The organism is Marinobacter sp. NFXS11 (assembly GCF_040148675.1).
GTDB lineage: Bacteria > Pseudomonadota > Gammaproteobacteria > Pseudomonadales > Oleiphilaceae > Marinobacter.
On the sequence record NZ_JAGDDV010000003.1, the window covers coordinates 630,552 to 642,242 of the forward strand.

The 11,691-nt window shown below is 56.4% G+C and carries 14 protein-coding genes and 1 rRNA gene; 2 read left to right on the forward strand and 13 right to left on the reverse strand.

Annotated elements, in window-relative coordinates; genetic code table 11:
• The first annotated feature begins 22 nt into the window (after positions 1-22).
• Both J3362_RS18660 and J3362_RS18665 read left to right on the forward strand, forming a co-directional pair.
• The gene (locus J3362_RS18660; RefSeq protein WP_349521718.1) at positions 23-388 is read left to right on the forward strand and encodes a YraN family protein; all 366 of its coding nucleotides are present in this window, start codon (positions 23-25) and stop codon (positions 386-388) included.
• Positions 389-399: 11 nt separating this feature from the next.
• Entirely contained in the window at positions 400-990 is a 591-nt protein-coding gene (locus J3362_RS18665; protein WP_008176542.1) for a D-sedoheptulose-7-phosphate isomerase, read from the forward strand.
• 45 nt (positions 991-1,035) lie between these two features.
• Here J3362_RS18665 and J3362_RS18670 read toward each other — a convergent pair whose 3' ends face one another.
• From J3362_RS18670 to rrf, 13 genes are all read right to left on the reverse strand, one after another.
• Positions 1,036-1,452, reverse strand: coding sequence for a ClpXP protease specificity-enhancing factor (locus tag J3362_RS18670; RefSeq protein ID WP_172835863.1), 417 nt, complete (start codon positions 1,450-1,452; stop codon positions 1,036-1,038).
• Positions 1,453-1,511: 59 nt separating this feature from the next.
• The gene (locus J3362_RS18675) at positions 1,512-2,141 is read right to left on the reverse strand and encodes a glutathione S-transferase N-terminal domain-containing protein (RefSeq protein WP_349521719.1); all 630 of its coding nucleotides are present in this window, start codon (positions 2,139-2,141) and stop codon (positions 1,512-1,514) included.
• A gap of 108 nt (positions 2,142-2,249) precedes the next feature.
• Positions 2,250-3,005: a cytochrome c1 gene (locus J3362_RS18680; RefSeq protein ID WP_349521720.1), complete on the reverse strand. Its 756-nt coding sequence runs from the start codon at positions 3,003-3,005 to the stop codon at positions 2,250-2,252.
• The gene (locus J3362_RS18685; RefSeq protein ID WP_349521721.1) at positions 3,005-4,237 is read right to left on the reverse strand and encodes a cytochrome b; all 1,233 of its coding nucleotides are present in this window, start codon (positions 4,235-4,237) and stop codon (positions 3,005-3,007) included. Before J3362_RS18685 ends, J3362_RS18680 begins: the two co-directional genes overlap by 1 nt.
• Positions 4,237-4,830, reverse strand: a complete 594-nt coding sequence (petA, locus tag J3362_RS18690) for a ubiquinol-cytochrome c reductase iron-sulfur subunit (RefSeq protein ID WP_349521722.1) — start codon at positions 4,828-4,830, stop codon at positions 4,237-4,239. The genes J3362_RS18685 and petA overlap by 1 nt, the downstream gene beginning before the upstream one ends.
• Before the next feature lie 243 nt (positions 4,831-5,073).
• Positions 5,074-5,466, reverse strand: a complete 393-nt coding sequence (gene rpsI, locus J3362_RS18695; RefSeq protein WP_008176554.1) for a 30S ribosomal protein S9 — start codon at positions 5,464-5,466, stop codon at positions 5,074-5,076.
• A gap of 12 nt (positions 5,467-5,478) precedes the next feature.
• Positions 5,479-5,907: a 50S ribosomal protein L13 gene (gene rplM, locus J3362_RS18700; RefSeq protein ID WP_008176556.1), complete on the reverse strand. Its 429-nt coding sequence runs from the start codon at positions 5,905-5,907 to the stop codon at positions 5,479-5,481.
• 193 nt (positions 5,908-6,100) lie between these two features.
• The gene (locus J3362_RS18705) at positions 6,101-6,886 is read right to left on the reverse strand and encodes a TatD family hydrolase (protein ID WP_349521723.1); all 786 of its coding nucleotides are present in this window, start codon (positions 6,884-6,886) and stop codon (positions 6,101-6,103) included.
• A 21-nt stretch (positions 6,887-6,907) separates the two neighbouring features.
• Positions 6,908-8,488 (reverse strand): peptide chain release factor 3, encoded by a 1,581-nt coding sequence (gene prfC / locus J3362_RS18710; RefSeq protein WP_349521724.1) that lies wholly within the window; start codon positions 8,486-8,488, stop codon positions 6,908-6,910.
• 88 nt (positions 8,489-8,576) lie between these two features.
• Positions 8,577-9,062 carry a ribosomal protein S18-alanine N-acetyltransferase gene (gene rimI / locus J3362_RS18715; protein ID WP_349521725.1) on the reverse strand — a complete coding sequence of 162 codons (486 nt, stop codon included), beginning with the start codon at positions 9,060-9,062 and terminating at the stop codon, positions 8,577-8,579.
• The gene (locus J3362_RS18720; protein ID WP_349521726.1) at positions 9,062-9,874 is read right to left on the reverse strand and encodes a 2-isopropylmalate synthase; all 813 of its coding nucleotides are present in this window, start codon (positions 9,872-9,874) and stop codon (positions 9,062-9,064) included. Before J3362_RS18720 ends, rimI begins: the two co-directional genes overlap by 1 nt.
• Before the next feature lie 36 nt (positions 9,875-9,910).
• On the reverse strand, positions 9,911-11,461 hold the full coding sequence (locus J3362_RS18725; protein ID WP_349521727.1) for a 2-isopropylmalate synthase: 1,551 nt from the start codon (positions 11,459-11,461) through the stop codon (positions 9,911-9,913).
• A 130-nt stretch (positions 11,462-11,591) separates the two neighbouring features.
• Positions 11,592-11,691: ribosomal RNA gene (gene rrf / locus J3362_RS18730) — 5S ribosomal RNA — on the reverse strand; the annotation flags it as partial.

Below are 11,691 nucleotides of genomic sequence, written 5' to 3' on the forward strand. Positions count from 1 at the left end.
CCAAAGGAGCAAAATAGTAGCCATGGATGGCACCAAAACCCTGGGTAACCACTTTGAGGGCGTTGCAGCCCGTTACCTCGCCAGTCGGGGCGTCCAGATAATTGAGCGCAATGTCTACAATCGCGGCGGCGAGATTGATCTCATCGGCCAGGACGGTGAGACTCTCGTCTTTTTCGAGGTCCGCTATCGGGGCGCGGGCAGTCTTGTAGATCCCGCAAGCTCCATCAATTACCCCAAACAGAGACGCCTGATTCGTGCAGTGTCGTTTTACCTGCACAAGCACGGGCTCTGGAACAGTCTCTCACGGATCGATGTGGTTGCCATCAGCCCGGGTACCGTCAAAAAATACCGGGTACAATGGATCAGGAATGCAATTCTGGCAGGATAGTGATACCGAAAATGACCGACACCGAACACCAGATCAACCAGTGGTTCGCAAGCCACATGGAGCATACCGCGCAGGCCGCCAGTACGGCCGGCCCCGCCATTGAGGAGGTTGCCAATGCCTTCGTGGAAACCCTGCTCCAGGACGGGAAAATTGTTACCTGCGCCAATGGCAATGCCAACATTCTGGCCCAGTACTTCTGTACCGCTCTTCTGAACCGTTTCGAACAGGACAGGCCGGCACTGCCCGCCATCAATCTCGGCGCCGACGCAACGACCTATTCGGCCATCTGCCGGGATAACCGTTTCAACGACACCTTCTCCCGTCAGGTCCGGGCGATTGGCAAACCCGGGGACCTGTTGTTCGTGATCGTCGACGATGGCCACAAGGCAAATCTTATCCAGGCTATCCAGGTTGCCCATGATCGGGAAATGAGTGTTGTGGTTCTCAGTGCCCGGGAGAAATCGGACATAACCTCCTTATTGCATCCGGAAGACCACGAAATCGCACTGAACGATCTCAGTCCCACGGAGGCTACACCCCTGCTGTTGCTCATCATCAATGCCCTTTGTGGGCTTATCGACGCAAAAATCTTCGGGGGATAAAAAAGCCAGCGGAAGCTGGCTTTTTTATAACGGGTGCGCGGGGGGCTATTTCACAACCTTAAGGGTAGGCCTGCCCGAGGGGCGATCCTCCTGACCAGGTGAAGCCTGCTCACCGTCGCGCTCCCTTGAGGTACCGTCAGGATCGGGAGAGCCCGGCTCACTGCCGAAGACCATGCCCTCGCCGTTTTCCTTGGCGTAGATTGCCATCACCGCCTGCAACGGAATAAATACTTGCATGGGCACGCCACCGAAACGGGCACTGAATTCCAGCGCGCCATTACCGATAACCAGGCCGCGCACGGCTCCCGGGCTGATATTCAGCACAATCTGCCCGTTCGCGACATGCTCTGTCGGCACCTGCACACCCTGAATGCCTGCGTCCACTACAATGTAGGGGGTGCAGTCATTGTCCAGAATCCACTCATTGAATGCTCGTACCAGGTACGGACGGCTGGACGTCATGGTGTTTTTACTCTCAGCCACTGCCACTCTCCTGCTCCGGCAAGCGGAACGTTACCAAATCAGCTGCGAATGTCTTCTTCCAGATCTGACAGGCTCGCCTTGAAGCCATCCCGACTGAAAATGCTATCCATGTACTTCTGCAGCGGCTTGGCCTGCTTCTCGTTCAGATCAATACCCAGCGACGGAAGGCGCCACAGAATAGGAGCAATGCAACAATCCACAATGGTGAACTCTTCAGACAGGAAAAACGGCATCTCACCAAACAGCGGTGCCGTTGCCAACAGACTTTCCTTCAGCTCTTTGCGAGCTGTGTCAGACGCTTTGGCATTCGGCTGGGCCAGAATCTGGTCGACCAGGCCACACCAGTCCTTCTGGATCCGATGGATCATCAAACGACTGTTGGCCCGCGCCACAGGATAAACCGGCAACAAGGGCGGATGCGGGAAACGCTCGTCGAGGTATTCCATCATGATGTTGGGCTCATAGAGCACAAGATCACGATCTACCAGCGTCGGCAGGGCGTTGTATGGGTTCAGGTCCGCCAGTTCAGCCGGCGGATTGTCCGGATCCACATCAACGATATCGACGGTAACACCCTTCTCTGCCAGAACAATACGCACCCTGTGGCTGTAATGGCTGGTGGGATCCGAGAAAAACGTCATTGATGACCGCTTGGTCACAACGCCCATAGAACTACCTCACGAGTAAACAAACCGAAATGATCCTGAAAAAACGCAAAAATCCAGCGGGCCGGTTATGCCCGCTGGAACTCAGGGGACGGGATTATACCCTATTTTTCAGTGTACGTCCTTCCAGTACTCACGATTGAGCAGGTAAGCGAACACGAAGAAGATGGCCACAAAGATCAGAACAAAGATCCCCAGACGCTCACGCTCGAGCTTGACCGGATCCGCCATGTAGGACATGAAGTTGGTCAGGTCGTACATGGCCTGGTCGAAGTCGGCTCCAGACATGCTGCCTTCGATCGCGTACTCCGGGCAAGCGTCCGCATTGTTGATATTCCCACTCAACGGTTCAACGCTGGCCGGCGTTCCGATTTTCGGCTCGACGGCGCAGAGGCCCTGCAAACCAACCAGAACATGGGGCATACCGACATTCGGGAATACCACGTTATTGACACCCAGCGGACGGGACTCGTCCTTGTAGAAACCGCGGAGGTAGGAATATACCCACGCTTCGCCACGCAGACGGGTTTCGAGCGTGAGATCCGGCGGCGGAGCACCGAACCAGTCAGCCGCCATGTCTTTGTTCATGGAGTTTTTCATCAGCTCGCCAATTTTGGCGCCGGTGAAGATCAGGTTTTCCTCATACAGCTCATCGGGAATTTCGAGATCCTCAGCCACACGCTTGTAGCGAGCATACTCCATGGAATGACATCCCATGCAATAGTTGGTAAAGGTTGCCGCTCCGCGCTGGAGAGATGCCTTGTCAGAATGATCTGACTCAAAGCTGTCCAGCGGCACGGTTGAACCCGCTGCCAGCCCGAGAGCTGGCAGGATCGCGATGAAAAGACCAAAAATCAGCTTTCTCATTATCCTGTCACCCTCTCTGGAACTGGCTTGGTTTTCTCCATGCGCGTATAGAACGGCATGAGGATAAAGTAGAGGAAGTACAGCACCGTCAGAATCTGGGCAACCATTGTGCGGCCTTCGGTAGCAGGTACAAGACCGAGATAGCCGAGGATCACAAAGCTCACCGCGAAGATGGCCAGTGCAATACGGCTCAGCCAGCCTTTGTAACGCATGGACCGTACCGGGCTCTTGTCCAGCCAGGGCAGTACGAACAGGATGGCGATTGCTGCACCCATCACAACAACACCCCAGAACTTGGCGTCAAGACCGAACAGGTCGATCGTCACCGCACGCAGCATTGCGTAGAACGGAGTGAAGTACCACACGGGCGCAATATGAAGTGGTGTTTTCAACGGGTTTGCCGGCTCGAAGTTCGGCTTCTCGATGAACAACCCGCCACCTTCCGGGAAGAAGAACACCACAATAAAGAAGATGAAGAAGAAAACGCCCACGCCGAGCAAATCGTGCACCGTGTAGTAAGGATGGAACGGTATTCCGTCTTTGGGAACGCCGTTTTCGTCCTTGTTCTTCTTGATATCGATGCCGTCGGGGTTGTTGGAGCCCACTTCGTGCAGAGCCAGGATGTGAAGCACAACCAGACCAAGCAGAACGATAGGCAGCGCCACCACATGCAGTGCGAAGAAGCGATTCAGGGTAACGCCGGAAATCAGGTAATCACCACGAATCCAGAGAGAGAGATCCTCACCGATTACGGGGATAGCCCCGAACAGGTTAACGATAACCTGCGCACCCCAGTAGGACATCTGACCCCATGGCAGGAGGTAGCCCATGAACGCTTCAGCCATCAGGATCAGGTAGATCAGCATACCGAAAATCCAGATCAGCTCGCGCGGCTTCTGATAGGAGCCGTACATCAGCCCACGGAACATGTGGAGATAGACCACAATGAAGAATGCCGAGGCACCGGTGGAATGCAGGTAACGCAGCAACCAGCCCCACTCGACATCGCGCATGATGTATTCAACGGACGCGAATGCGCCTTCCGCAGACGGGTTGTAGCTCATGGTCAGCCAGATTCCCGTGACCAGCTGGTTCACGAGAACCAGCATCGCGAGGGAACCAAAGAAGTACCACACGTTGAAGTTTTTCGGCGCGTAGTACTTGCCAAGGTGCTTATTCCAGGCATCAATGACCGGAAGCCGTTCGTCTACCCAGTTGAGTAACTTGCTCATTACGCTGCCTCCGGATCAAGACCAATCGTGAGGGTCACATCATCGTCGTAACGATAGGGCGGCACCTCCAGGTTCAGGGGAGCAGGCTGCGCTTCGAAAACCCGGCCGGCCATATCGTATCGTGAACCGTGACAGGGACAGAACAAGCCGCCCAGCCACTCGTCACCCAGGTCTGCCGGAGCAACTTCCGGGCGATAGGATGGCACACAGCCAAGGTGGGTACACAGACCTACAAGCACGGCAAATTCCGGTTTCAGAGAGCGCAGGATGCCATCGATATACGGAGGCTGCTGCGGCTCTTCTGACTGGGGATCTTTCACCCGGTCGTTAAGCTTCTCGATATTTGCGCGCATTTCTTCGGTACGGCGGATGATCCAGACCGGCTTGCCTCGCCATGAAACAGTAATCTGCTGGCCAGGCTCGATCTTGCTGATATTGACGGTTACCGGTGCACCGGCCGCTTCCGCTTTTGCACTGGGATTCCATGACCCCAGGAACGGAACCGCCGCACCGACGACGCCGACTCCACCCACCACAGACGTAGCACCGATCAGAAACCGGCGCCTGCCTTGGCTCACGTCGCCATTACTCATTATGGTTTTCTCCCATCAGGCGATGTCACAGCCCGCAACGCAGCCGGCAATGTGCATCTAAAAGGACTTCACAACCCAAAAATATAAGCGCCCAAATGGTAATGAAATTACCAAAGGCTTACAAGTCGGAAAGCCGCTGCTGGCGCCTCATCCCTGTTCCAGATCAATTTGCTGACAAATCGCCCGAACATAAAAAAACCCGACCGAAAAGGGCCGGGTTTTCCAGGATCTGCTCCAGCGGAATTAACGCTTGGAGTACTGAGGACGCTTACGCGCCTTGCGCAGACCCACTTTCTTACGCTCGACTTCACGTGCATCACGGGTAACATAACCCGCTTTACGCAGCGCCGGACGCAGAGTTTCGTCGTAATCCATCAGAGCGCGGGTCAGGCCGTGGCGAATTGCGCCGGCCTGGCCACTGATACCACCACCCTTAACGGTAATGTTGATATCAAAACGATCGGTAGACTCGGCAACCACCAGGGGCTGACGAACGATCATGCGAAGGGTTTCACGACCGAAGAAGTCTTCGATGGTGCGACCATTGATGGAGATGTTACCGCTTCCCGGCTTGATAAAAACCCGAGCCGTGGATGTCTTGCGGCGACCAGTACCGTAATTTTGTGCTACAGACATATCCGCCTTCCGTTAAATGTCGAGTTCTTTGGGCTGCTGGGCTGCGTGAGGGTGCTCAGCGCCGGCATAGATTTTCAGCTTCTTGAACATGGCGCGACCGAGCGGTCCCTTTGGAAGCATGCCTTTGACAGACTTCTGGATGATTTGCTCGGGCGCCTTGTCGACCAGCTTCTCGAAGTTGATGGATTTGATTCCACCCGGAAAGCCGGTATGACTGTAGTACATCTTGTCAGATGCTTTCTTGCCGGTAACCCGCACCTGGCTGGCGTTGATCACTACAATGTAATCGCCAGTGTCTACGTGGGGGGTGTACTCAGGCTTATGCTTGCCCCGCAGACGAAGGGCGATTTCGGTTGACAGACGACCCAGCGTCTTGCCGGCTGCGTCTACAACGTACCAGTCACGTTTTACTGTTTCTGGTTTCGCACTCAGAGTCTTCATTGATTCCGCCTTGAACGCTATATAAGAAACGTTAAAAACCACCACCGGTAAATGCAAGGCATCCGGAGGGGGTTCCATACCTGTGTTGCGCTGCCATCATTCGGGGCTGAGATAATGACATCGCCTTGAAAAGCCAGGGCGCGAAGTATACTCGAACCACCCAGCAAAGCCAACCCTGTGTCGCCTCGTTTCGTTATTCCCCTATACCGGCAGTGGCCCAACCGTATAAACGAGAGACGTTATCCAGAAGTGCCGGCGCCAGTTGCTCCGGCGACGCGCCACGGAGCTCCGCGAGCGCGTCCAGAATATCCGGTAGATAGCGTGGAGAGTTCTCTCCCTGCGGAACGCCTTCCGGCGCCATGTCCGGGGCGTCCGTCTCAAGCACCAGCGCCTTCAGTGGCAATCTTGCAATTGCGTCGCGGGTCTTTCGGGCCCGGGGATGGGTGATCACGCCCCCCACCCCGATAAAGCACCCAAGATCGACCAGCTTTGCGGCCTGCTGGAAGCTTCCGCTGAATCCGTGAATCAGGGCTCGACCATGCCACTGGCGACGATTGAGTAAACCGTGAACTTCGTCATGGGTCTTGACGGAGTGGATCACCAGCGGCAGGTTCAGCTCACGGGCCAGATCCACTTGCGCCTCAAACCAGGGCCATTGCCTTTCGAGGTTGCCTTTGAGCCGGTCGAGGCCGCATTCACCGATCCCCAGACAGCATTCTGGCTGGCCCTCCAGCCGCCGCCGAAGCTCAGCCAGGTCTGCTTCCGAGTGCTCTTCCACAAACCAGGGGTGGATGCCGAGACAATAGAAGAGCCCCTCATGGGCCAGTGCGGTGTCGCGGACCCGATCCCAATCCGGTCGACGCACACCCGGTATCACAAGCCCGCTGAGTCCGCGCGATCGGCCCTGCTCAAGCTCGTTATCGCGGCGGTCGTCGAACTGCGGAAAATCAAAGTGGCAATGGGCGTCGATCAGCCGCACAGTTACCTCCACCCGGAATCGTCAATGCTCCCGGGTCTTGTGGAACTGGATGTCCGGATACCTCTCCTGGGCGAGATTCAGGTTGACCATTGTCGGAGCAATGTAGGCCAGCCTGTCACTGCCATCGAGAGCCAGGTTGTCGTTGTTCTTGCGCTGGAACTCGTCAAGCTTGCGCTCATCGCTACAGGTGACCCACCGCGCAGTAGCCACGTTTATCGGCTCGTAGATGGCCTCCACCTTGTATTCGCTTTTCAAGCGGCTGACCACCACATCGAACTGCAGCACACCGACCGCCCCGACGATGAGATCGTTATTCCGCAGCGGCCTGAACACCTGGACGGCGCCCTCTTCGGACAGCTGTATCAGCCCTTTCTGGAGCTGCTTGGCCTTGAGCGGATCCTTCAGGCGAATCCGGCGGAACAATTCGGGCGCAAAGTTGGGGATGCCGGTGAACTTCATGTCGTCGCCGGCAGTAAAAGTATCACCCAACTGGATGGTGCCGTGGTTGTGCAAGCCGATGATATCGCCCGCAAACGCCTGCTCGGCGTGTTCGCGGTCGCCGGCCATGAACGTCAGCGCGTCGGAAAACCGGACTTCCTTGCCAATACGGACATGGCGGGCCTTCATACCCTGGTTGTAACTGCCGGACACAATGCGGAGGAAGGCAACACGGTCACGATGCTGCGGATCCATATTCGCCTGAATCTTGAATACGAAGCCCGAGAACCCGTCCTCGGCCGGCTGGACCAGTCTCTGGTCGGTTTCCCGCGGTTGCGGCTCCGGGGCCCACTCCACCAGGCCATCGAGCATGTGGTCCACGCCGAAGTTACCCAGTGCGGTACCAAAGAAGACTGGCGTCAGTTCGCCGGCAAGAAAAGCTTCCTGGTCAAACTCGTGGGATGCGCCCTTGACCAGTTCAATTTCATCACGCAGATCGTCAGCGTAAGCGCCAATCGCCTGATCGAGCCCGGGGTTGTCCAACCCCGAGATAACGCGCTTGTCCTGAATCATATGGCCCTGACCGGACTGATACAAAATAACCTCGTCCCGAAGCAGGTGATAAACCCCTTTGAAGCTCTTGCCCATACCTATGGGCCAGGTGATCGGTGCACAGGCAATTTTCAGAACTTCCTCAACCTCGTCCATCAGTTCCACCGGATCCCGGGTGTCCCGGTCCAGCTTGTTCATGAACGTGATAATCGGCGTATCCCGCAGCCGGGTAACCTCCATCAGCTTGATGGTCCGCTCCTCGACACCCTTGGCGCTGTCAATAACCATCAGACAGGAGTCCACCGCCGTGAGGGTGCGGTAGGTGTCTTCCGAGAAGTCTTCGTGGCCCGGCGTATCCAGCAGGTTCACCAGCTTGCCACCATAAGGAAACTGCATGACGGAGGTGGTTACCGAAATACCCCGCTCTTTCTCCATTTCCATCCAGTCGGACTTAGCGTGCTGGCCAGACTTCTTTCCCTTGACGGTACCGGCCTTCTGGATTGCCTGCCCGAACAAAAGCACCTTCTCGGTAATCGTGGTCTTACCGGCATCCGGGTGCGAGATAATGGCGAAGGTGCGGCGCTTGGCCACTTCCTGGGAAAGGTTAGACATAATCGAAAAGCAACCTGAATCTGAAGTTCTGGAAAAGGCGGCCATTATAGGCCCTATGCCGCTGTGACGCTAACTCGCACTGCAGTGATCACTGGCCGAGGGCAAGCATCAAGACCCGGGCATCCTCCCGCCCACTGGCAGACGGATAATACCCGGGGCGCTGGCCGATCTCGTGAAAGCCTTCATTCTGGTACAACGCGATAGCGGCATGATTGCTGTCCCTGACTTCGAGCAACAGCTGAGCCATACCTTCATAAGCTGCGGTTGCCAGAACATGCCTCAGAAGATAGCGCCCCACCCCCTCACCGCGGGCTCTCGAGTGGACGCAGATATTCAGCAAATGCGCTTCATCAACCATATAGGCCACAACAGCGTACGCGGTGAGTTTGCCCCCATGGCAGGCACCCCAGAGCCGGTAGTTGTCCTTGAAACAATCCAGAAACACTGATTCGCTCCAGGGGTGCGAATAACCCTGGCGCTCTATATCGAGCACATCCGGGACATCCTCGGGCACCAGGGGGCGCACAATAAGATCGGCATCAAGAACTTTTTGGTAGGTTTCCGGATAAGGCATTAACGGGCGACCAGAGGCCGTATCTGTTGCCACAGGGAGCGCTTCAATGTCGGGTTGCCGGCAATCTCAGCAAGGGTGTGCGGAAACCGGACTGCTGCGTCGCGTCCAAGGGCTTCGCTCAGCCAGCTTTTTTCTGCATCCTCTCCACCCTGCAAGACGACAACCTGCCGACCTTCCAGGCCCGACAGAACACTGCGCATCACCTCAACAAAGTCATGGCCGGAGTTCCCGGGCACCAACAGATTGTTGAAGATAGGCCAGGAGACTTGTCCGAGCACTTGAGGCTGCCCCTCACCAAGGCTCTTGAGGATATTCAGTGCGAGGGTTTCCTGCAGTCGGCTGCTGGTATCCGTAGACATGCCTCCGATGAGAACTGCTCCGGTTCCCGCCCAGATCATGACGTTAACACTCTCAGAGGGAATCCCGGAAGGCTGCTCTGACACTTCCTCTGACGGTGCGGGCTCCGGAGCGTTCGCAGTGTCATCCGACACGGAAGGCGATTCGGAGAGCTGTCGCGAGGCTTTTCCTGAAGCAACAGCCTCACCTTCCATCAATGCCTGCAGATCTGCTATTCGGGCAACGCCCTCAGTTCGATCCGCCACTGTCGGCTTACCCGGCGCCGCGCGGCCTGACTCTCTTGCCGGGCGGGGTACGGATTCGGAAATCCCAGGGATTGCCTCCGGAGCACCAATCTCGTCAGGAAACTCAAACTCCGGACTGGGCGCCGCACCGGGCAACGGTTGCCGGGCATACCACATGCGTATCCCCGCCGCTCCCAGATAAAACTGACGCTCTGCTTCCGATCCAATCATTAACTTCGCCTGTCGGGACTCACCGAATTTACAGCCTCACACATCCGCAACCTGGGGATGCTGTCGAATTCCGCCCTTACTGATCAGGTTCAGGGCCTCAATGTAAGCCTTGGCGGACGCGATGATGATATCAGTATCAGCACCGACGCCGTTAACGATGCGGCCACCGCGTTCCAGGCGCACAGTCACCTCGCCCTGGGCATCGGTGCCGCTGGTAATGTTGTTTACTGAATACAGCTGGAGGTTACAACCTGAATCCACCAGAGACTCGATTGCCTTGAACGTGGCATCGACCGGCCCGCTACCTTCTGCATCAACCTTGTGTTCTTTGCCGTCTACCGTCAGGGTCAGATTGGCCTTTGGCACCACTCCGGTCTCCGAGCATACCTGCATACAAACCAGACCATACCGGCCATCTTCCTCTTTCTGGCGGGTATCGCTGGCTATCGCCTGCAGATCTTCGTCAAAAATTTCATGCTTCAGATCCGCCAGTGCCTTGAACCTCGTAAACGCCTCGTTCAGCTCCGTCTCGGTCTCAAACTGAATGCCAAGCTCCAGCAAACGGGTACGGAACGCGTTACGCCCGGAATGCTTACCCAGTACCAGGCTGTTGGTATGCCATCCCACGTCCTGCGCCCGCATGATCTCATAGGTTTCCCGATGCTTCAGGACCCCATCCTGATGAATCCCGGACTCATGAGCAAAGGCATTGGCACCGACGATGGCCTTGTTGGGCTGCACCGGAAACCCGGTGATCGTGGACACCAAACGCGACGCAGGCACGATGTGCTGGGCATCAATGCGGGTGTCTATGTGGAACAGATCCTGACGGGTACGAACCGCCATCACGATTTCCTCGAGTGCTGCGTTACCGGCACGCTCACCCAAGCCATTGATAGTGCACTCCACCTGACGAGCGCCCCGAGAGACTGCCGCCAGAGAATTTGAAACAGCCAGCCCCAGGTCGTTGTGGCAATGCACCGAAAAAATGGCCTTGTCGGCGTTTGGAATCCGGTTCAAAAGCTGACGGATGGTCTCGCCGAACTGCTCGGGAATCGCGTAGCCGACCGTATCCGGAATGTTGATCGTACTGGCGCCGGCATCAATGGCGGCCTCGATGATCCGACAGAGGAAGTCCAGTTCGGAGCGGCCGGCGTCTTCGCACGAAAACTCAACGTCATCGACATGGCTTCGAGCACGTTTGACGGAGCGAACCGCCTGCTCGACCACTTCATCGGGCTGCATCTGCAACTTGTGCTTCATGTGAATGGGGGACGTGGCGATAAACGTATGAATGCGCCCACGCTGTGCCGGCCGGATAGCTTCTGCCGCTCGATCGATATCCTTGTCGAGCGCCCGGGCAAGACTGCAGATCGTTGAGTCCTTGATGGATTCGGCAATCGCTTTCACCGCCTCGAAATCGCCCTGGCTGGCAATCGCGAATCCTGCCTCAATAACATCCACCCGGAGCTTTTCCAGCGCTTTCGCAATGCGGAGCTTCTCGGCTTTGTTCATGGTGGCACCAGGGCTTTGCTCGCCATCACGGAGCGTTGTATCGAAGATGACCAGGTGATCAGTGGCAGGCATTGGCAGGCTCCATTCTGAGATGTCGTTCGTTATAGGGAGAGTATATCACCGGCCTGCCGTGAGTGAGTCTGTGAATTTCAGGCAATAAAAAACCCCAGCATCGAGGATGCTGGGGTTTTCGGTATTAGGCGCCTGACGATGACCTACTCTCACATGGGCAACGCCACACTACCATCGGCGCTGGTCTGTTTCACTTCTGAGTTCGGGATGGGATCAGGTGGTTCCAGACC